This is a genomic window from Clostridium mucosae, assembly GCF_024622765.1.
Classification (GTDB): Bacteria; Bacillota; Clostridia; order Clostridiales; family Clostridiaceae; genus Clostridium.
In genome coordinates, this window is the sequence record NZ_JANKAF010000005.1 from 53,602 (window position 1) to 75,771 (window position 22,170).

The 22,170-nt window shown below is 28.0% G+C and carries 21 protein-coding genes; 12 read left to right on the forward strand and 9 right to left on the reverse strand.

Going from position 1 to position 22,170, the window contains the following annotated elements; all coding sequences use genetic code 11:
- The first annotated feature begins 52 nt into the window (after positions 1 to 52).
- Positions 53 to 1,297, forward strand: coding sequence for a glutamate-5-semialdehyde dehydrogenase (locus NSA50_RS07850; protein ID WP_257444278.1), 1,245 nt, complete (start codon positions 53 to 55; stop codon positions 1,295 to 1,297).
- 170 nt (positions 1,298 to 1,467) lie between these two features.
- Here NSA50_RS07850 and NSA50_RS07855 read toward each other — a convergent pair whose 3' ends face one another.
- Together NSA50_RS07855 and NSA50_RS07860 are read right to left on the reverse strand one after the other, a co-directional pair.
- Positions 1,468 to 2,490, reverse strand: coding sequence for a DUF4179 domain-containing protein (locus tag NSA50_RS07855; RefSeq protein WP_257444280.1), 1,023 nt, complete (start codon positions 2,488 to 2,490; stop codon positions 1,468 to 1,470).
- Positions 2,491 to 2,492: 2 nt separating this feature from the next.
- Positions 2,493 to 3,008 (reverse strand): sigma-70 family RNA polymerase sigma factor, encoded by a 516-nt coding sequence (locus NSA50_RS07860; protein ID WP_257444282.1) that lies wholly within the window; start codon positions 3,006 to 3,008, stop codon positions 2,493 to 2,495.
- Between the two features lie 209 nt (positions 3,009 to 3,217).
- Here NSA50_RS07860 and NSA50_RS07865 point away from each other — a divergent pair, with 209 nt between their 5' ends.
- Both NSA50_RS07865 and NSA50_RS07870 read left to right on the forward strand, forming a co-directional pair.
- Positions 3,218 to 3,688: a GNAT family N-acetyltransferase gene (locus NSA50_RS07865; protein ID WP_195263902.1), complete on the forward strand. Its 471-nt coding sequence runs from the start codon at positions 3,218 to 3,220 to the stop codon at positions 3,686 to 3,688.
- Between the two features lie 54 nt (positions 3,689 to 3,742).
- Positions 3,743 to 4,396: a SanA/YdcF family protein gene (locus tag NSA50_RS07870; protein WP_257444285.1), complete on the forward strand. Its 654-nt coding sequence runs from the start codon at positions 3,743 to 3,745 to the stop codon at positions 4,394 to 4,396.
- 45 nt (positions 4,397 to 4,441) lie between these two features.
- Here NSA50_RS07870 and NSA50_RS07875 read toward each other — a convergent pair whose 3' ends face one another.
- Entirely contained in the window at positions 4,442 to 4,843 is a 402-nt protein-coding gene (locus NSA50_RS07875; RefSeq protein WP_257444287.1) for a hypothetical protein, read from the reverse strand.
- A 19-nt stretch (positions 4,844 to 4,862) separates the two neighbouring features.
- Positions 4,863 to 5,198 carry a hypothetical protein gene (locus NSA50_RS07880; protein WP_257444296.1) on the reverse strand — a complete coding sequence of 112 codons (336 nt, stop codon included), beginning with the start codon at positions 5,196 to 5,198 and terminating at the stop codon, positions 4,863 to 4,865.
- A 358-nt stretch (positions 5,199 to 5,556) separates the two neighbouring features.
- Here NSA50_RS07880 and NSA50_RS07885 point away from each other — a divergent pair, with 358 nt between their 5' ends.
- From NSA50_RS07885 to NSA50_RS07895, 3 genes are all read left to right on the forward strand, one after another.
- Positions 5,557 to 6,951, forward strand: coding sequence for an NCS2 family permease (locus tag NSA50_RS07885; RefSeq protein ID WP_195263899.1), 1,395 nt, complete (start codon positions 5,557 to 5,559; stop codon positions 6,949 to 6,951).
- Positions 6,952 to 7,187: 236 nt separating this feature from the next.
- Positions 7,188 to 7,976, forward strand: coding sequence for an SDR family NAD(P)-dependent oxidoreductase (locus tag NSA50_RS07890; RefSeq protein WP_257444298.1), 789 nt, complete (start codon positions 7,188 to 7,190; stop codon positions 7,974 to 7,976).
- Positions 7,977 to 7,989: 13 nt separating this feature from the next.
- Entirely contained in the window at positions 7,990 to 8,265 is a 276-nt protein-coding gene (locus NSA50_RS07895) for a hypothetical protein (RefSeq protein ID WP_195263897.1), read from the forward strand.
- Positions 8,266 to 8,397: 132 nt separating this feature from the next.
- On the opposite strand, the gene NSA50_RS07900 is transcribed toward NSA50_RS07895, so the two are convergent.
- The gene (locus tag NSA50_RS07900; RefSeq protein ID WP_195263896.1) at positions 8,398 to 9,585 is read right to left on the reverse strand and encodes an ABC transporter permease; all 1,188 of its coding nucleotides are present in this window, start codon (positions 9,583 to 9,585) and stop codon (positions 8,398 to 8,400) included.
- A complete protein-coding gene (locus NSA50_RS07905; protein ID WP_257444302.1) occupies positions 9,578 to 10,309 on the reverse strand; it encodes an ABC transporter ATP-binding protein in 732 nt (243 codons plus the stop codon). Before NSA50_RS07905 ends, NSA50_RS07900 begins: the two co-directional genes overlap by 8 nt.
- A gap of 712 nt (positions 10,310 to 11,021) precedes the next feature.
- On the opposite strand from NSA50_RS07905, the gene NSA50_RS07910 reads away from it, so the two are divergent.
- The 3 genes from NSA50_RS07910 to NSA50_RS07920 all read left to right on the forward strand — a co-directional run bounded on the left by NSA50_RS07910 (position 11,022) and on the right by NSA50_RS07920 (position 15,952).
- Positions 11,022 to 12,071, forward strand: a complete 1,050-nt coding sequence (locus NSA50_RS07910; protein WP_257444304.1) for a carbamoyl phosphate synthase small subunit — start codon at positions 11,022 to 11,024, stop codon at positions 12,069 to 12,071.
- Positions 12,072 to 12,084: 13 nt separating this feature from the next.
- Positions 12,085 to 15,291 carry a carbamoyl-phosphate synthase (glutamine-hydrolyzing) large subunit gene (gene carB / locus NSA50_RS07915; protein ID WP_257444306.1) on the forward strand — a complete coding sequence of 1,069 codons (3,207 nt, stop codon included), beginning with the start codon at positions 12,085 to 12,087 and terminating at the stop codon, positions 15,289 to 15,291.
- A 370-nt stretch (positions 15,292 to 15,661) separates the two neighbouring features.
- The gene (locus NSA50_RS07920) at positions 15,662 to 15,952 is read left to right on the forward strand and encodes a hypothetical protein (RefSeq protein WP_195263892.1); all 291 of its coding nucleotides are present in this window, start codon (positions 15,662 to 15,664) and stop codon (positions 15,950 to 15,952) included.
- 161 nt (positions 15,953 to 16,113) lie between these two features.
- Here NSA50_RS07920 and NSA50_RS07925 read toward each other — a convergent pair whose 3' ends face one another.
- From NSA50_RS07925 to NSA50_RS07935, 3 genes are all read right to left on the reverse strand, one after another.
- On the reverse strand, positions 16,114 to 18,009 hold the full coding sequence (locus NSA50_RS07925; RefSeq protein ID WP_257444309.1) for a type I glutamate--ammonia ligase: 1,896 nt from the start codon (positions 18,007 to 18,009) through the stop codon (positions 16,114 to 16,116).
- Positions 18,010 to 18,281: 272 nt separating this feature from the next.
- A complete protein-coding gene (locus tag NSA50_RS07930; RefSeq protein ID WP_257444311.1) occupies positions 18,282 to 19,334 on the reverse strand; it encodes a MutS-related protein in 1,053 nt (350 codons plus the stop codon).
- A gap of 231 nt (positions 19,335 to 19,565) precedes the next feature.
- Positions 19,566 to 20,033, reverse strand: coding sequence for a hypothetical protein (locus NSA50_RS07935; protein ID WP_257444313.1), 468 nt, complete (start codon positions 20,031 to 20,033; stop codon positions 19,566 to 19,568).
- A gap of 179 nt (positions 20,034 to 20,212) precedes the next feature.
- On the opposite strand from NSA50_RS07935, the gene murI reads away from it, so the two are divergent.
- From murI to NSA50_RS07950, 3 genes are all read left to right on the forward strand, one after another.
- On the forward strand, positions 20,213 to 20,986 hold the full coding sequence (gene murI / locus NSA50_RS07940; protein ID WP_195263889.1) for a glutamate racemase: 774 nt from the start codon (positions 20,213 to 20,215) through the stop codon (positions 20,984 to 20,986).
- 202 nt (positions 20,987 to 21,188) lie between these two features.
- A complete protein-coding gene (locus NSA50_RS07945) occupies positions 21,189 to 21,458 on the forward strand; it encodes an STAS-like domain-containing protein (protein ID WP_195263888.1) in 270 nt (89 codons plus the stop codon).
- Positions 21,459 to 21,628: 170 nt separating this feature from the next.
- Positions 21,629 to 22,153, forward strand: a complete 525-nt coding sequence (locus NSA50_RS07950; RefSeq protein WP_195263887.1) for a peptidylprolyl isomerase — start codon at positions 21,629 to 21,631, stop codon at positions 22,151 to 22,153.
- Positions 22,154 to 22,170 lie beyond the last annotated feature (17 nt).

Sequence of the window (22,170 nt, forward strand, 5' to 3'; positions counted from 1 at the left end):
TTAAAAATAAATTAGTAATAGATTGAAAAATAAAAGTGAAGGAGAATTATTAATGCTAAGTATTTATGAGTTAGGTAAAAGAGCTAAAGAAGCATCATATGATTTAGGAATAGCATCAACTACTGAAAAAAATAAAGCATTAGAGTCAATGGCAAATGCTTTAATTAACAATACAAATGAAATCATAAAAGCAAATAAAGAAGATTTGGATAGAGCAGTTCAAAAAGGAACATCCAAGGCTATGTTAGATAGATTATCATTAAATGAGTCAAGAATAGAGGACATGGCTAAGGGATTAAGAGAGCTGATAGCTTTAGAAGATCCTATTGGAGAGGTAATAGAAATGTGGAAAAGACCAAATGGTCTTCAAATAGGAAAGCAAAGAGTTGCAATGGGAGTTATAGGAATAATATATGAGGCTAGACCAAATGTAACATGCGATGCAGCAGGACTATGTTTAAAAACAGGAAATACTGTAATACTTAGAGGTGGTAGTGAAGCTATAAATTCTAATAAAGAAATAGTAAAGATACTAGCTAATGCTGTAAAAGAAGCCGGATTGCCAGAGTTTTCAGTTCAATTAGTTGAAGATACTAGTAGGGAAACAGCATTAGAAATGATGAAATTAAATGAGTATATAGATGTTTTAATTCCAAGAGGTGGAGCTGGGCTTATCCAAACTGTTGTGAAAAATGCAACTGTACCTGTAATTGAAACAGGGGTTGGAAATTGTCATATATATGTAGATGAAGATTGTGACTTTGATATGGCAAAGGATATAATAATAAATGCAAAAACATCAAGACCAGCAGTTTGTAATGCAGCAGAAAAGATGATTATAAATGAAAATATAGCAAATGAGTTTCTTCCAATCATAGTAAAAGCATTAAGAGAAAAGAATGTTGAAATAATTGGAGATAAAAAAGTGAAAGCTTTAATAACCGATGTTAAAGAAGCTTGCGAAGATGATTGGAGTAAGGAGTATTTAGATTATATAATAGGTGCAAAAATAGTGAAAAATGTAGATGAAGCAATTGATCATATCAATAAATATGGTTCAGGGCATTCAGAAGCAATAGTAACAAATAGTTATAAGAATTCACAAAAGTTCTTAAATAAAGTTAATGCAGCAGCTGTTTATGTAAATGCTTCTACTAGATTTACAGATGGAAGTGAATTTGGATTTGGGGCAGAAATAGGAATAAGTACTCAAAAGCTTCATGCAAGAGGACCAATGGGATTAAAAGAGCTTACAACTATTAAATATATAATCTATGGTAATGGACAAGTAAGATAGATTAATAAAATATTAGCATCTTATAAAGTTGTATTTCCTTAAGAAGAAAGGCTTAGCTTAGATTTACAAGCTTTTTTATGGATGAGTTTCAAGTTACTTTCTAATATAAAAGATGTAGTTACTTTAATGAAATATAAAGTAACTACATTTTTATATAAGAAAAGTTAAAATTACTTTAATTTTATAGTGAACTCTTCACCAACTTGTTTGTAATCACTACTCATCTTACCGCTTTCTTTTGGAAAGGCTACTGCATATGGTGTTAATGTTAATGCCTTTGCATCTTGAGAAAGTTCAGTTTGATTTTTCATTAAACCAGTAGTCATTTCTTCATGAGAACTGTAAAATTTAACTTCGTTCCCTAAATTATCATAGCCTCTTAATTCTAATGAATAGATGTTATTTCTATCTTTATTTTTAATAGAGTAGTAAATCTTTCCACCCACAGCATTACCTCTATATTCATTAAGTGTTATCTGTTGACCATTATCTAATGTAAATGAATTATTTAAATTTATACTATTTGTATTTTTAGATAATGCATCACCATTAGAAGTAAACTCAAACTTCCATGGGCCTTCTACTTTAGTTTCTATTTCGCCGATGTGTAAAAGAGCTTCATCATATTTTATTTCTATATACAAATCTCCTCTTTCTAATTCTTTATTTAATGTATATGAAAGTACATTTTCTTTAGTATAATTATCAATTTGCTTTCCAGAACCTCCAGATGAACTAGATGCTTTCTTACCATTAATATACACATTTCCAAATACCATTATATTTCCGTTATCATCTAGTTTTTCATCTGATTTTACTGTTGTTGATACAATAATTTCATCTTTGTCTAAAATAACTTCATTTAATTGAACTGTTATTCCATTTTTACTTACAGCCTTATTAACTATAGTGCTATATTCATCTAAGTTATCATTAACTCCTAGATAATTTTTTATATCAAACATGGTTAATTTAACTGCTGCAATTACCTCATTACTAAATATTGAGCCAAATACTGTTACGCCTAGAGCTACCATTATAGTTGCTGCAACTATATTTTTATTAAACCTTTTATATTTTTTATTTGATAGACTTTTATTAAATGTTGTATCATATCCTTCATCTACAGAATTTTTAATGATATCATCCAATTTTGAAGAAACTTGTATATCATCTATGTTTATATCTTTCATTTCTATGCTTCCCCCATATATTCTCTTAATTTTATTAAGGTTCTATTTAGCCTGCTTTTAACTGTTCCTAGTGGTAAATTGGTGTTAGTGACTATATCTTTTAATGATTTATCTTCTAAATATCTCATTACTATTAAGTCTCTTTCTTTTTCAGATAGCTTATTTAGAGCGCTTTTTATATCATCATTAATATCACTTTTATTATCTTCAGATATTAAGTTATTTTCATAATCATTTATATCAACTAAAACAACCTTGCTGTTTTTCTTAATATAATCCTTACAGACGTTAACAATTATTCTTGTTATCCAAGTATTAAAATGTTGAGGTTCTTTTAATGTTTCTAATGATTTTATTGCCTTTATTATTCCATCATGAACACAGTCTAAAGTGTCATCTTCATTTTTTAAGTATACAAATGCTACTCTATATAGTTTTTCTTTAATTGGCTCTATTAATTTTATAAAGCTATCCTTATCGCCTTTTACAGCTTTTTTGAATAATAGTTCATTAACCATTATTAATGCCCCTTTCTGAATCGATTCACATTATAGACGAATAAATATATAAAAAGGTTCCATAAATATTAAAATATAAATAATAAATTATTTAGGTATTATAAAACTATGACAATTATATTACTATTCTTAAAGTAGATATATATATAGAAAAGATAAAATGATAATATTATAATATATTAAAAATTGCAATTTAAAAGGAGTATTATATGGAGAATAAAATTGAGTTTAGAAGTAAGTATTTTAATGAACTTAACATAAGTGAACTTTATGAAATAGCTAAAGTTAGATATGAGGTTTTTGCTTGTGAGCAAAAGATTACTTGTGAAAATGACTTTGATGATAAAGATAAGAAGTGTGTGCACTTATTTGCAATAGATAATAAAGATGGGGAAGAAAGTGTAGTGGGATATTGCAGATTACTACCACCAGGACTATCTTATGAAGAGGCATCTATAGGAAGGGTGTTAGTTTTAAAAGAGTATAGAGGAAAAAAGTTGGCTAAAGAAATGATGATTAAAGCAATTCAAGAGATACATAAGAATTTTAAACAAGAAAAGATAACAATATCAGCGCAAAGTTATATAAAGGAATTATACAATTCTGTAGGGTTTAAGGAAGCATCAGAAGAATATGATGAAGCAGGAATTCCACACATTAAAATGAAGTACGGAATATAATGTATTAAGAGGGTTTTATGAGAAATTTCAAATTTAGAAGTGGGGAAAAGAATTATGAGTATATTTATAATATTACTAATGATATTAATAATATCCATAAGTATAACCATTTCAACAGTCAATAGCTATAAAAAATATATTTATAATATTGAAGATATTCCTAGTGGAAATGATGTGATTATAGTACTAGGGGCTGGAGTTAGAGTAGACGGAACACCATCAGATATACTAGCAGATAGATTAGAAACTTCATTAGAAGTCTTTGAAGCTGGACTAGCAAACGTATTTTTATTAAGTGGAGATCATGGTAGAGAAGAATATAATGAAGTTGGATCTATGAAAAAATATATCTTACAAAATGATATAGATGAAAAATTAATTTTTATGGATCATGCAGGCTTTAGTACTTATGATACAATGTATAGAGCAAAAGAGATTTTTAAAGTTGATAAGGCAATAATAGTAACGAACGAATATCATTTGCCAAGAGCTTTATATATAGCTAAAAAATTGGGAATAGATGCTTATGGAATAAAGTCGGATAAAAGACAATATCAATTGATGGATAGTTATAAAAAGCGTGAAGTTTTAGCACAATTAAAAGATTTTATTTATGTAAATATATTAAAACCAGAACCTAAGTTTTTAGGTGAGGCAATTCCTGTAAGTAGTTCTGATGGAAGAGTGACTGAAGACGAAAAAAGATAATTTAGAGTAAATAAAAAGTGAGGACTTAGTGCCTCACTTATATTTTTAATTAATTATATCCTCAATTAAATATTTATTATATATTTTACCAGATATTCTTTCAGTATTAAAAATTAAATTATTATTTTCTTCAGTTATAGTAATTACTATTGGTCTTATATCCGTATTAATAACATCATCATAGACAACTAAGCTATATTTGATTTCACCTAGCACATAACTAAATATTAATTCAGATTTATTTACTATTGTTGTTGAACAAATTTCCTCTTGAGTATCATTACTATTAGGCTTAATAGTGCCTAATTTGATAGAATGTCCTCCTGGACCTGTATGTTGAATAGTTACGTCCTCTAGTGTTTTTGAAGTATTGTTCCTTACGTAAACAATTATATTCCTTAGATTAAATTGGTTTCCTGTAAAAAGAAAAGGCATGATTTTCTTCATCAATTACATCTCCTTAAAATTAGTCGTTTGATTTATGCTTAAGATTAAATATTAAAGTGTTATTTTCTTCAGTTATAGTGATAGTTATTGGTCTAACATCAGAAAAAATTATTTTATCGTATACTGTTGAGCTATATTTTTCTCCGTTTAGAGTATAACTAAAAATAAGTTCTGATTTTTCTCTTGAAGTTAAGATACACATTTCTTCACTAGTTTTTTCCATTGATTTAATATTTCCTAATTTAATGGGGTGACCACCGTTGCCTGTGTGCTCAATAGTACATTTTTCTAAATCCATAGATGTATTGTTAATTACATGAATTACTATATTCATGCTCGCTATAGTAAAAACCAAAATAAAATCTCCTTCCAACAATATATTCATTTAAAATATACATATAAATATTATCTACATTGTACCACTTTGAAACTTTATTGTAAATATATGGTGATATAGTGAAATTTTATATCAATAAATATAAAGTTCCCTTAATAATTAAACCATATAATCAAGCAAATATTTAAATATGGATGCTTAACATAATATTCGTATTTATTTAATAAATAGTTTAACTAATGGCAGTTGTTTAGCTTTAATATTAATATATTATGTAAAAATGGTATTATTTAAGAAAAAGTGTAAAAAATATGTTGATTAAATACGAATGAAATGATAATATATCTATATAATATTCGAAAATAAGGGGGCTATCATGAATAAATTTTTTAAACTTAAGGAAAATGGAACAGATGTTAAAACTGAATTAATGGCAGGATTAACTACATTTCTAACAATGGCATATATTTTATTTGTAAATCCATCTATCTTAGCAGCAGCAGGAATGGATAAGAATGCTGTTTTTGTTGCTACAATTATTGCAGCAGCTATAGGAACTCTAGTTATGGGATTAGTAGCTAATGTACCCTTTGCACAAGCACCAGGAATGGGACTAAATGCATTTTTTACATTTACAGTAGTATTGGGACTTGGATTCACATGGCAACAAGCTTTAGCTATGGTATTCATTTGTGGAATTATTAATATTATTATTACTACTACTAAAATAAGAAAAATGATAATACAAGCTATTCCTCATTCACTTCAATATGCAATTTCGGGAGGCATAGGTCTCTTCATCGCATTCTTAGGTATTAAGCAAGCACATTTTCTTACTTTCACAGGAGAAGCTGCTAATCAAATTACTTCATCAGGAGACTCGTCAATATTTAACAGTGTGAATTTAGCAATGACTGACTTTAAGGACCCAGTAGCTTTATTAGCATTAATAGGATTAGTAATTACTCTTATATTAATGCTTCTTAAATTCAAGGGTGCAATTTTATTAGGAATTCTTTTAACTACAGTTGTTGGCATCTTTATGGGAGTAACTCAAGTGCCAGACTTTTCACAAATTAGTTTTGGGATCCCAAGTATAGCACCAACATTTTTTAAGCTAGATTTTGTTGGATTATTTAGTGATCCATCTAAGATATCTTTAGTGTTGATTACGATATTTGCATTTTCTTTATCAGATACTTTTGATACAATTGGTACATTTTTAGGAACAGGAAGAAAAGCAGGAATATTTGATGATAATGATGAAAAGCTATTTGAAGGTGGAAATAATTTTTCATCAAAATTAGAAAGAGCTTTATTTGCAGATGCAACAGCTACTTCAATAGGAGCTTTATTAGGAACAAGTAATACAACAACATATGTTGAAAGTGCAGCAGGAATTGGACAAGGTGGAAGAACTGGATTAACTTCAGTTACAGTGGCTATTTTATTTATATTATCATTATTTATATCACCTATAATGGGGATGGTACCATCAGCAGCTACTGCTCCAGCGTTAATAGTAGTAGGTATCTTAATGATGGAATCCTTCAAAAATATTGATTGGAGTGATTTTGAAGTAGCTATGCCAGCATTTTTTGTAGTGACATTCATGCCTTTTACAGGAAGCATTTCAAATGGTGTAGCAGCTGGATTTGTAACATATTGTTTAGCTAAAATAGTTAAAAGAGAAGCTAAGGATGTACATCCAATAATGTATGTTGTAAGTGCTTTGTTCTTAATTAATTTCATTATTAATGGTATAAAGTAAAATTTAAATTACTGTAAATGCAATATGTAGTTTTTAAAATTACTATAGTAGTAAAGATTTTAATTATATATAAGATAAATTTAGCAAAATAGAGAAAGGACAACCTTTCTCTATTTTTTATACGAAAATAGGTGTTTTCATTATATATTCTCATCTTATTTAATATTTATATATATATGACTATATGATATATTTAAATATAAATTTTAATAAATAAATTTCGTGGAGGATTTTTTATGGGTAAACCTTATGGTAGGAGCTATGTACTTATAACTGGAGCTACTACTGGGATTGGATATGAATTAGCAAAGCTGTATGCTAATGATGGAAATAACTTAATTTTAGTTGCAAGAGATGAGGAAAAGCTAGAAAAGGTAAAGGAAGAGTTAGTGTTACTATATAATATTAACGTTTATAGCATATCTTTAGATTTATCTGAGGATAACTCCTGTGAAAAACTATTAAGTTTTGTTGATAAAAAAAATATAACTGTGGATATTTTAATAAATAATGCAGGATTGGGGTCCTTTGGTTACCTAAGTGAAATAGAAAGAGAAAAAGAATTAAATTTAATAGATGTAAATGTAAGAGCTCTAACAGAATTGACTAAGATGTTTTTACCAATAATGATAAGTCATGGTGAGGGGGCTATAATGAATGTTGCTTCGACAGCAGCTTTTTGTGCAGGTCCTAAGATGGCTACCTATTATGCATCAAAAGCCTATGTGTTAAATTTTACAGAAGCTATATATGAAGAATTAAAGGGAACAGGCATAAGGATAAGTTGCTTGTGTCCAGGACCTGTAAGTACTGGATTTCAAGATAAAGCAGGAATAAGAAAAAAAGAATCTGCTAAAAAAGCCTTAATGACACCAAAAAAAGTAGCAGAAGTAGCTTATAGGGATTTTAAAAAGGGAAAACTAATAATAATTCCTGGATTTAAAAATAAGGTCATTATTGCAGTGAATAAGATTATTCCTAGAAGCTTATCTAGAAAGATAATACTAATGATGAATAAGGGATAGGTGAATTATTACTATGATAGAAAACATTAAAGACGAAGTTTTAGAAATCTATGAGACACTTATAGAAAATGGAATTATATTTTATTATGGAAGCGAAGTTATACCTACAGGAGAAGTAACTAGTTTTAATATAAATGATAACAACTATATAGAGATAGAATTAGATGATTTTGAAACATATGAGATTAGTGTAGAGGACTTTGAGGAATATCATTCAAAAGAAGGCGCCAATTATCATACTTGGCCTGATATAAGAAAATTTGATAAAAAACTAGCAGAACTTAAATAATTTATAATGGAAAATGGACAATTGATAATTAAGGACGGAATTCAGCCTAAAGCTGAATTCCTTTATTTTTTATTTTTAATAATTCACCTTAGTGAATTATATCCATAATTATGCATTGTCCACTATCACTTGTTAATTCCTAAATATAACTTCTTCTTTAGAGAACATAAATTTAGCAAATATAATTGATGCAACTATATAAACTAAATGCCATCCAACTACTAAAGCTATATGTTTAATGTCAAATATTCCAACGGTAAATTCTTTCATTAAGCAAATTGCATTAGTTATAGGAATGTTAAAGAATGCTGGATTTATTCCTTTTGCATCCATCATGTAAGGCAAGAAAGCTAAAATCATAGTAGGCATTGTAATTGCAGCTAAATAAGAATTTGCTTCTTTAGTTGATCTTGCATAAATACTTACTGAAATTTGTAATGCTGATAATGTTACTAATACCAAGCAGCCTATTATTAACATACCTAATATAGTTGATGGTGCTAAATTAAATTGTATTTCACCTTCTCCAAAATTCATGAACTTTTGCATTGAAAATACCATAGCAGCTAAGTTAGCAATCAAAGCTATAAATGAAACTGTACATAAAGCTGTTATTTTACCCCAAAGTAATGAAGATCTCTTAGCTGAAGTTGATAAAAGTGGTTCAAATGTAAATCTTTCTTTTTCACCTGCACCAAGATCTGCTGCCATACCTACAGTAGAAGATACCATAAGAATTACAATTAATGTTGGAATCATAGTTAGAAGCATTGCAGCACCACCATTAATATCTTCATTATCAGTGTTTATTCCTGATTTAACACTAACTTCAAATGGAGTAAGTATAGTTGAGTCTATTCCTTTATCGGCTAGGCGTTGTTCAACTATAGATTTTTTATAGTTTTCATATATTTCACTAATCATGCTACTTGCAATCATAGATTTATTAGATTCCTCATCTATTAATAGTTCAATAGTATCATTTTTTCCTTGAGATATGTTTTCATCGAAATTCTCAGGAATTTTTACGATAAGCTGAATATCCCCATTTTTTAGGGAGTCTGTTGGAGATTCTGTTTCTGGCATTTTAATATTATCTAGAGATGTTATAGCTTTTGCCATAGAAGAATCCTTATCGCCATCAATATATATATTAATTTCTTTTTGTACGTCTGATTGAGTTTTCTCCATTGCAGATGACATGAATTTAAACATTATAGGATAAATAAGTATAGGGAGAATTAAAGTAAATACTAATGTTTTTTTATCCCTTACAATGTCTAATAGTTCTTTCTTTAAAACTGTTAAAAAGTTATTCATTAGACTTACCTCCTATAAGTTTTAAGAATGTTTCTTCTAAATCTTCATTATTATATTTATCTTTTAATGTACTTAATGTGCAATCTTCTATTAATTTACCCTTATTTATAATTACAACTCTATCACATAATTTTTCTACTTCCTTCATAGAATGACTAGAAAATAGTATTACTTTATTTTCGCTTTTACATTGTAGTATGAAGTCTTGTACTATTCTAGCAGCACTAACATCTAAGCCAGTAGTTGGTTCATCAAATAGCATAATAGATGGATTATGAACTATTGATCTAGCGATAGATATTTTTTGTTTCATACCTCTAGAATACTTTCCAACAGGCTTGTTTATATAATCCTCCATACCAAAGCTTTTTGCTAAATTATCTATTCTTTCATCAGCTTCTTTTTTATTCATTCCATAAAGATTTGCAAAGTATCTTATATTTTCTCTGCCGCTTAATCTGTCATATAAGCCTACGTCTCCACCAAATAGAATTCCTATTTCTTTTCTGACACTTTCAGGATTTGACTTTACATCAATTTCATTAACTTTAATTTTACCTTCTGTTATTTCTAGCATAGTAGAAATCATTCTTAAAGTTGTTGTTTTTCCTGCCCCATTTTCACCGAGTAAACCAACTATTTCACCTTTATTAACTGAAAAAGATAAATTATCAACTACTTTGGTGTCTTTAAACTTTTTACTAACATTATCTAGTTTAAGCAAATTATTAACCTCCTCATTTATTTAATGGTATTTTATATTTTATTAAGAGTTATAATATACAATATTATATCAGCAATAAAATTGATTTTCAATATAATTATAGAATATTTTTACAAATAAGTCATTGAATATAAATACGTAAATAAAAAATTCAACAGTCTAGAATTTTTATTCAAAGAAGTGTATATTTATGCAGATGTGTTGTATAATATAATAAGCAATAAATAAAACAAATACTATCTAAAAATATATATCAGCAAATATGCTATTAATATGTGAAGTAAGTAAATTATAACTTAATATTTTCAATCTATATAAACTTTATTGGGGTAAGATGGAAGGTTAAAGAATCTTAGAGAATATGTGCATAATTATTAATATTAAATTCCTTGACAGATATTTATATAAAATATAGAATATTATAAAAGGATAATTAATTATCAAAAAGATAATTAAAGAGTTAAAAAGTACACTTTAAATTGGTCCTGTGAGGCCAGAAAGGGAGTATATAAATATGTTATATTTTTATTCACAAAATAATTGCATAGCTATGTCAGTAAGGACGTTTTCTAATGCTGATATTAAATATATAAGGATAGTAGGAAGAGAACCATAATTTGTTCTCTTCTTATTGTCCTTTTATTTTTAGGTAAGTAGAGCTTTTATAAAGTGTATTTTTAGCTAAATATATTTAAATTAAGGAGGGCTAAATATGAAAGCAAAGCTAATATTAGAGAATGGTATGATTTTTGAAGGCAAGGCTTTTGGATATTTAAAAGACAGTATAGGAGAAGTAGTATTTACTACAGGAATGACAGGCTATCAAGAGGTTTTAACAGACCCATCATATTATGGACAAATAGTTACAATGACCTATCCTCTTATAGGTAACTATGGAATTAACTTAGAGGATATGGAATCAAAGTCACCAAAAGTTAAAGGATTTATAGTTAGAGAAAAATGTAATTTTCCAAATAACTTTAGGTGTGAAATGGATCTTGAAAATTACTTGAAGCAAAATAAAATAATCGGATTAGAAGGCATAGACACTAGAGCTTTAACAAAGGTTTTAAGAAATTATGGAACTATGAAAGGGATGATTTCCTTAGAAGAAGTTGCTTTAGAGGATGTTAAGGAAAGAATAAGCTCTTTTTCAAATAAAGAAGCAGTTAGTATAGTTAGCACTAAAGAAAAGTATTCTGTAGAAGGCAAAGGAAAGCACGTAGCAATAATTGACTTTGGAATAAAGGAAAATATCATAAGAAATTTTAAAAATAGAGGATGCAAGTTAACTGTATTTCCAATGAATGCAACTGCAGAAGAAGTTTTAGAAGTAAATCCAGATTTAGTGTTTTTATCAAATGGACCTGGAGACCCAGAAGATTTAGGAGATGTAATAGAAAATATAAAAAAATTAGTGGGAAAGAAACCTATAGTAGGTATATGTTTAGGACATCAGCTTTTAGCATTAACTTTAGGAGGAAAAACTACTAAATTAAAATTTGGACACAGAGGATGTAACCATCCAGTTAAAGATTTAGAAGAAAATAAAGTTCATATTACATCACAAAACCATGGATATGTGGTTGAAACTTTGCCAAATGATGTTGTAGCAACACATATCAATATAAATGATGGAACTATTGAAGGAATGAAGCATACAAGCCTTCCAATATTCTCAGTTCAATTTCATCCAGAAGCAGCAGCAGGCCCAAAAGATAGCGAATATATATTTGATAAGTTTATAAAATATGCACTATAGGAGGATTTAGGATATGCCATTAAATAAAGATATTAAAAAAGTTTTAGTAATAGGATCAGGTCCAATAGTTATAGGTCAAGCAGCTGAATTTGATTATTCAGGAACTCAGGCTTGCCAAGCATTAAAAGAAGAAGGAATAGAAGTAGTTTTAGTTAATTCAAATCCAGCAACTATTATGACTGATTCAGAAGTTGCTGATAAGATATATATAGAGCCACTAACAGTGGAGTTTTTAGAAAAAGTTATAGATAAGGAAAGGCCAGATAGCTTACTTACAGGAATGGGTGGTCAAACAGGACTTAACCTTGCTGTAGATTTATATGAAGCAGGAATTTTAGATAAATATAATGTAAAAGTAATTGGTACATCTATTCAATCTATTAAAGAAGGTGAAGATAGAGAGCTTTTTAGAAATATGATGAATAGAATTAATGAGCCAGTTATACAAAGTGAAATTATAACTGAAATAGAAGCAGGGGTTGCTTATGCTACAAATATTGGATACCCAGTAATAGTTAGACCTGCATATACATTAGGGGGAACCGGTGGCGGAATTGCCGAAAATGAAACAGAACTTAGAGAAATATTAGCTTCAGGATTACAATTAAGTACAATAGGTCAAGTTCTTTTAGAAAAGTCAGTTAAAGGATGGAAAGAAATAGAGTACGAAGTAATGAGAGACTCTTATGGAAACTGTATAACTGTATGTAACATGGAAAATATAGATCCAGTTGGGATTCATACTGGTGATAGTATAGTTGTTGCACCATCTCAAACTTTATCTGATAAAGAATATCAAATGCTTAGAACTTCAGCAATAAATATTATAAATGCAGTTGGAATAGAAGGAGGATGTAATGTACAATTTGCATTAAATCCAAATTCATTTGAGTATGCAGTAATAGAAATTAATCCTAGAGTTTCAAGATCATCTGCTTTAGCATCTAAGGCAACAGGATATCCAATAGCAAAGCTTGCAGCAAAGATAGCATTAGGCTATGGATTAGATGAAATAAAAAATGCAGTAACTCAAAAGACTTATGCTTGTTTTGAGCCAACATTAGATTATGTAGTAGTTAAGATTCCAAAGTGGCCTTTTGATAAGTTTTATGCAGCAGATAGAGCTTTAGGAACTAAGATGATGGCGACTGGAGAAATAATGGCAATAGGTGCTAATTTAGAAGCTGCACTTTTAAAAGGAATAAGAAGCTTAGAAATAGGAAAATATTCTCTAGATCATCCTAAATTTAAGGAATTAAGTATTCAAGAATTGAAATCAATCGTAGTTAAGCCTGATGATGAAAGACTATTTGCTCTTGCTGAAATGATAAGAAGAGACTATAGAATAGAAAGTATCGCAAAAATAACTGGAATAGATATATTCTTCTTAGAGAAATTCAAATGGATAGTTGAAGAAGAAACTAGATTAAAATTAAGCAAGATAGAAGATTTAGATAAAGAATGGTTATTAAACTTAAAGAAAAAGGGATTCTCAGACAAAGCTATAGCAGATATGCTTAAGGTTAGTCCTGAGGATGTTTATAAGTTAAGAATGATATGGAATATCAAGCCTGCATATAAGATGGTTGATACATGTGGAGGAGAATTTGAAGCTTTATCACCATATTACTATTCAACTTATGAACAATATGATGAAGTAGAGGTATCAGATAGAAAGAAAGTAATAGTTATAGGTTCAGGTCCAATAAGAATAGGACAAGGTATAGAATTTGACTATGCTTCAGTACACTGCGTAAAATCGTTAAAGAAAATGGGTATTGAAACCATAATAATAAATAACAATCCAGAAACAGTAAGTACAGATTTTAATATATCAGATAAACTTTATTTTGAGCCATTAACTGAAGAGGATGTATTAAATATAATTGATAAGGAAAATCCAGATGGAGTTATACTGCAATTTGGTGGTCAAACAGCTATAAAACTCGCTAACTTCTTAAAAGAAAAGGGAATTAAAACTTTAGGAACTACAGCAGATCAAATAGATATGGCTGAAGATAGAGAGAAGTTTGATGAGCTATTAGAAAGATTAGGAATAGATAGACCAAAAGGTAAAGGTATTTGGAATATGGAAGAAGGCTTAGAGGAAGCTAGGGAATTAGGTTTCCCAGTATTAGTAAGGCCTTCCTATGTTCTTGGTGGTCAAGGTATGGAAATTACTCATGATGAAGAAGAATTAAAGTATTACTTAAAGAATACATTTGCTAAAGATAAGAAAAACCCTATATTAGTAGATAAATATTTAATGGGTAGAGAAATAGAAGTAGATGCCATATCAGATGGAGAAGATATATTAATTCCAGGAGTAATGGAACATCTAGAAAGAGCTGGAGTTCACTCTGGAGATTCAGTAACTATGTATCCAAGTCAAAATATTACTTCTGAAACAAAAACTAAGGTTTTAGATTATACTAAAAAATTAGCAGTAGCAATTGGAATTAAGGGAATGATAAATATTCAGTTCATAGAATTTAAGGGAGAACTTTATATTATAGAGGTTAACCCTAGAGCATCAAGAACTGTACCATATATAAGTAAGGTAAGTAAGGTTCCAATAGTAGATTTAGCTACTAAAGTTATGCTTGGACATAAATTAAAAGATTTAGGATATGGAGTTGATATATACAAGGAGCCAGAATTAGTATCCGTAAAGGTACCTGTATTCTCAACACAAAAATTACCTAAGGTTGAAGTATCATTAGGACCAGAAATGAAATCAACTGGAGAAGTTTTAGGTGTAGGAAGAAATATAAAGGAAGCTTTATATAAAGGGTTTGTTGCAGGTGGAATGTATCCTTCAAATAAAAAAGGAAAGATATTAGCGACTATAAATAAGCATGATAAAAAGGAATTCTTACCTATAGCTAAAATGCTAGCTGAAGTTGGATATAAGTTTGTTGCAACAGAAGGAACGGCTAATCTTTTAAGAGAAGCTGATATTGAAGTTGAAGTAGTAAGAAAGTTACATGAAAATGCACCTAATATATTAGATGTAGTAAAAAATAAGGAAGTAGACTTAGTAGTTAATACTCCAACTAAGGGAAATGATTCCAAGAGAGATGGATTTATTATAAGAAGGGTTGCTGTAGAAAGAAATATAGGTGTTATAACAGCTTTAGATACATTAAGAGCAATAGCTGAAGTTAAAGTTTTTGGTGTAGAAAACAAAAACTTAGAGGTTTTTGATATAACAGAATAATAATGAAGAATTAAATGGAGATCTTATGGACGTATTGTTTAATAAGATCTCTATTTGTTTTTTATTTTTAATAGGCGAAATGAAGAAGGAAACTTATGTATTTATAATTATTTATATTAAGAATGAAAAAAATAATTGTATATGGGTATACTATAATATTGGTAAACATAGTATATAAAGAATGTACGTCAACATAATAAAAGTACTTTTTATTATATAAGTATTTATATAAATTTTGACAATAAAAAATAAATTTCTACAATAAAAGAGTATTTTTATAATTATTATGTAAAAATTATATACAAGTATTGACATGAAACGTATGTTCGTATAACATGAATGTAGAACTTATGTTTGGTTGGAGGGTAATATGAATAATGATATTTTTGTAAAATTAAATTATAAAACAATAGGTGAATTTAAGAGTTTAATAATAGATAGACAACATATAGATAATGAAAAAGAAAAGTATTTAATGTGTACAGGTAAATATGATAAAAATGGTTGGACTTTTATATTTAAAGCAAATAGTATGAAGGAAGCTGAAGATTTTATAAATAATAATTCATTAAATACAAAAAAGAACGTTATAAAAAATGTTCTAGATAATAATATATCATTTATGGAAAATGAAAAAATTCATATTCCTGCATGGATATAAAAGTATAAGTTAATATAAAAAAATAAGGCAGAGGGATACTCATCAAGAGTAAACTTTTCTCTACCTTTTATTGAATTTAAAATTATGAAGTTATTTCTCAATAAAATAAAAAAAGCTAAGCTTATCAGCTTAACTTTTCTTAAAAAATTTTTTATATAAATTTATATATCTAGTAAATTCTTTGTATAGTTAGTATAAAGATTTCTTAATTCACTCATTTTATCTTCTAATTCAAGCGATAAATCAGATGCTAGAGCATAATCTTCATTAGATAAAGCTAATTTTATACGAGTGAATAAGCTTTTTGTTGTATAAGTGTCTTTCATTATATAATGTCTTAAGTTATCTATAGTCATCCAATTTGATATATCTAAATCTAATGCATTCTCAGAGTGAAGCTTTTTAAATGATCTAACTTCAGCAGCGTGATTTAGTATAACTCTATGAACAATATCTGTAGTCCATCTTTGAATTGTAGCAAGTTTAAAGCTATTTATTAGTTTATCACTAAATACATTATTTCTTTTTAATATATTTAGTTTATTTGAATACGTATCTAATTGAATTAAGTTTTCATATACAGTAGCAGGTGCTTTACCAAAGTATTCATTTCTTTCTTTCTCTGTGTAGAATTCAAATACGTCTTCTTCACTTCTATAAGCTCTAGTTTTTTCTAAATAAGATGCATCATCACCAGGTTTTTTTGATAATTCTGCTAAAAGCTCTTCTTCAGTTTTATCATTTTCAAGAGCATATATTATTCCATCAAGCATTGACATATATGAAACAGAAAGAGCAAGATATATATTTGTATGAGGATTAGGTGATCTAAGCTCAAATCTTGTTGCTAATGGATTTGTTAAATCTCTAATTAAGCCTATTAATATGGTTCTATTTCTTGATGGATTATCAGGAGATACTCCAAGTGAAGTAACTATACATATAGGTGCTTCAAAGCCAGGCTTTAATCTTTTAAAAGCTCCACTAGTTGAAGAGATAAATGGATTCATAATTTCATAGTTTTTTAATACTCCCATTATAGCTCCATATCCTATGCAGCTTAAGAAATCTTCTTTAGTTGCATGGAATAGGTTTATTCTCTTTCCATCTTTCAATTTTAAACTAACGCCTAAGTGTATGTGCATCCCAGAACCAGCAACATCATCTATTGGTTTTGCTTTAAATGTAACATCTAGGCCATGTCTTCTGAATGTTTCTTGAGTTAATATTTTTATGAAGATTTCATTGTCAGCAGCTTGAATAGCATCTGAATATTTCCAGTCAATTTCAAGTTGTTCCATTATATGATTGAATTGTCCATTAGTATCAAGCTTTGATTTTACTCCACCAACTTCTTTATGTCCCATTTCAGGTTCGAATCCATATGATTCCATAAGAAGTAAGGTTTCCTCTAATGCAGTTCTAACAGCACCTTTAGTTCTTGTCCAATATTGTTCTTGTAATACTTGAGATGTAGATAATTCTTCTATGTGAGCTTGTTCATTTGGAGTTTTAACCCAAAATTCTAATTCAGAAGCTGAAGTTATTACAATTTCATCTATATCATCATATTCAATTCTAAATGGTTCTAAAGTTTTAGGTTTATTTTTAAAGATATCTAAAAGAGTTGATTTAAATGTATTTATTGCTGAATTAAGAATATTTCTTGAACATACTGATTTATTATTATGAATTAGGAATGAAGGGATTCTAAGAGTTCCAATAGGCTTGTTAGTTAATGGATCAATATGATCGAAATTATAGTCAACAAACCAATTAGCATTAATGTCTGCTACCATATCTACTTTTGCATCATTTAATGTTGCGATCCCAGGAAGTACAACTGAAGAACCATCTGTTTGAATAGCTACTCCATTTAAAAATGAGTCAATATCATCTAAAAATAATCTTGTTGGAATTTTTTCATCAGTATCATTGCCTGATAAATCTATTCCAACGATAGATACAAATTTTATTTCAGGATGGTCTTTAAAGATTCTAAATAAGTCTTCTTTATTATGCTTTGATTTTGGTATTGTAAAAATTAAATCTTTCATAAAATCTTCCTTGCCGAAACTTAACAAGGAAAAGTCACTTCCTTTCTGCTTTAAATCGAATATTAAACTGGTCTAGACGTCATAATATTCGTAAAATTCTTTAATTTATAAAGCAATTCTATTATATACATGATATGATGTCAATAATTAATTTAACAAAATAATGTAAGAATAATATTAGAGAGATATATAGGATTTTTAAATAAAAATATGCAGGCTTGTTATATCTTCAAGTGAAGATATAAAAAAACAAACCTACATACTTATATTTTTTATTTAGAAGAAATATCTTTAATTGAATCATTTATTATCTCATTAGGATAGCCTAAATAGGATAATAGTTTTATGGCATTTCCTGTATTACAAATGCCTTCTTTTAATTTAAAATCAAAAATTAAACCTTCATTTTCATCAACATCTTCACAAAAATAATATTTTAAATATTTATCATTACAAGTTTCGGCTAATTCTAAATCATGTGTTGCAACAATTGAAAGTGCATTTCTATTCATAATATATTTTAAAATCTGTTTAGATGTAGCTATTCTCTCAATTGGGTTTGTTCCTTTAAATATTTCATCAATTATGCAAAATGCAGGTACTTCTTCTTCTAATGAATTTAAAATTCTAAGAACAGCATTACATTCTTCTAAATAATAGCTAGTACCAGATAAAACATCATCTGAAATACTAAGTGATGACATAACCCTAAAGAAAGAAGCATTATAATCATCACATAAACATGTATAAATAGATTGAGCTAATAGGATATTTAAAGCTAGAGTTCTCATGAATGTAGATTTACCAGACATATTTGAACCTGTTAAAATAACTCCCTTGTTATTTAAATTTATACTGTTAGGAATACCATTCTCTAATAATGGATGACAAGCATTTTCTATTTTAAATAAATTATTTTTATTATCAGTAAAGTTAGGTAAACTATAATTTTTTAATTTAGTTCTATAAGAAGATACAGAGATATAAGCTTCTATTTTACCAACTAATGCATAGAGTTCTATTAATTCTTGTCTATTTTTCTTGATAACATTGATTATAGAGTAGTAAGATCGTATTCTAGTTAAAAATAAAGCATTTATTGTTTCTATAAATATATCTAAAGCTCCTTGAGAATAGATAAATAATGTTTTTTTATCTATTTTAGAAAATAGATCTACTCTTTCTTTTATTTTGTCTATTTCGTCTTTTAAAGTAGGATCGTCAATTTTAGATAGTTCCTTAGAAGCTCTAATAAAGTTACCTAAATATTGAAGTGAAGTAAGTTCATATTCTATTTCAGATGCTGTTCGTAGTGAAATGAACATGTATATGGCGAAAATTCCTATAAAGGTTGGAATTTTATTAGCGCCATCAATAATAAACCAAACTAATGTTACAACTGAGCTTAAAGCTATTAGATTGTATAATAATACCTTTGATTTATTTACAACTGTTTCTGTATTAAATAAATTAAATATCTCACCTTTTCTTTGTTTTCCTAAATTAGAAAATATCTGTTGTATTGTACTTCTTAGATTTTCATCATTTTTAAATTTTTATATTATTTTATTTCTTTTTATTAATTCAGCACTATTAGTTTTTGGTGTTCTTAAAATATAATATAGCATTTGTTCGCCTAGAGTTGATGAACAATTGCTTATTTTCTTAAAGACCTCATCAATATTTAAATCATGAGCAGTTTGATCATCTATGTCATGAAAGGTATTTTCATTTAAAGATTTAGGACCATATTCATAATAAAATTTATGTATCTTATTAAAGTCAAATTTAGAATCATATGAATCTGGCCAAGAGGAGATTAAGAAAATTATTTCATTAAACTTTCTTGATTTATAAAAGAGTTTAGAAGAGATAACAATAAGTATAATAAAAAGAAAAATTCCTATTTGATATATTCTGCCTCCTAACTGTGTTCCTAATTTAAATGTAAAATAAATAGTAGCTATAGACAAAGCTACAAAAATGAATGTAAGATACTTATAAATTAATAACTTTCTTTTCAAAAACCCACCCCTATTATATTAATTGTATTATTTATTATAATATAACATAGATGGGAAAAATAGTATTTGAAAGTAATTTATAAATGTATAGAAGTTAAATAACAATATAAATCTGTAGATTTATATTAAATAAAGGTATAAAATAAAATATAGAATTAAAGAAAATGGAGTGAGATTAGGTGGACAATAAGAATAGGCCAATAGGTTTTTTTGATTCAGGAGTAGGCGGATTAAGTGTAATGAAAGAAGCAATGAAAGTAATGCCGAATGAGAACTATATATATTTTGGAGATTCTAAAAATGCACCTTATGGAGTAAAAAGCGTTGAAGAGGTTAGAGACTTAACATTTAAGGCTGTAGAATTCCTATTAAATAAAGGGGTTAAGGGCATAGCTATTGCTTGTAATACAGCAACTAGCGCAGCTGTTGCAGATCTTAGAAAAGTATATCCAGATTTACCTTTGGTAGGTATAGAACCTGCATTAAAACCAGCAGTTGAACTTAACAATGATGGAAATATATTAATCATGGCAACATCAATGACACTAAAAGAAGAGAAATTTAACAAGTTAATGAATAGATATAAGGATAGAGCATCAATAGTTCCTGTACCATGCCCTGGTCTTGTAGAATTTATTGAATCTGGTAAGTTTGATGGGGAAGATGTTGAAGCATATTTGTTTGAAAAAATGAATACATACAATGATGGTAAAATATCTTCTATAGTTTTGGGATGTACACATTATCCATTTATAAAAGACACTTTAACTAAGATTATAGGAAAGGATATTACTATAATAGATGGAGGACTAGGAACAGCTAAAGAGTTAAGGAGAAGGTTAAATGAGAAAAACTTATTAACTGAGTCAAAGGAAAAGGGAAACGTTGAAATATTTAACTCTTCAAATAAAAATGAAGTTATAGATTTGAGCTATAGATTATTGAATCAATAGAAAAGTCTTTAACTGAATCTAATAAAAAATAAAAATATAAATATTAAATATAATAATATTAGACTTATAGTTTTATTCTATAAGTCTAATATTTTGAAAATATTTGTTAAAATGTTGACAAAATTCCTGGAAATTGATATATTATATTAAAGAGAGTTTTCAGAAAATTTAAACAATTATAAAGTACTGGGGGGTATGTTTTATGGAAATTAAAATAAAAGATGTATTGGGAGAAGATATAACTATAGAGGACGCTATTTTATTAAGAGAAATGATTAGAAATAGTATAAATATTGGAGTATCCCTTGATTTTGAAGGATTTGAGAGAATCCCAACTACTTTTTTAAATGTTTTACTTGGTGATTTAATAAATAAATTTGGGAGAGAATTTATTTTTAAACAAATATATGTTAAAAATTTATCAAATTATACTGATTATTCTAGGGTAGTTTTAGGTACCTCTTTTCAATAAAGCATAGAGAAATCTATGCTTTTTTTATTAAATAATATATAATTACCATAAGAAGAAAAAAATATATAACTCCAGTTTTAAATTATAAGTGGATATATATATAACTTTGAATTTATAGATTCAAATATGACAATAATAATAGAAGATTTAATTTTGAAAGGAGATTTATTATGAAAAATCCAATAGTAACTATAAGTATGGAAAATGGAGGTGTTATAAAAGCTGAATTATATCCAGAAATAGCACCAAATACAGTAAGAAATTTTATAGACTTAATAAATAGAGGTTTCTATGATGGCATTATATTTCATAGAGTAATACCAGGTTTCATGATTCAAGGGGGATGCCCAGAAGGAACAGGTATAGGTGGACCAGGTTATAGCATTAAAGGCGAATTTTCTAGAAATGGATTTAAAAATGACTTAAAGCACTCAAGAGGAGTTCTTTCAATGGCGAGAACTATGATCCCTGATTCTGCAGGTAGTCAATTCTTTATAATGGTTGCAGATGCACCTCATTTAGATGGACAATATGCATCATTTGGGAAAGTTATTGAAGGAATGGATATTGCAGACAAGATAGTAAATTCAAAGAGGGATTATAGTGACAAACCTTATGAAGATCAAAAGATATTAAAAATGACAGTAGATACTTTTGGAGAAACTTATGATGCTCCAGAAATAATAGAGGATTAATAGAGAGTTTAGGAGGG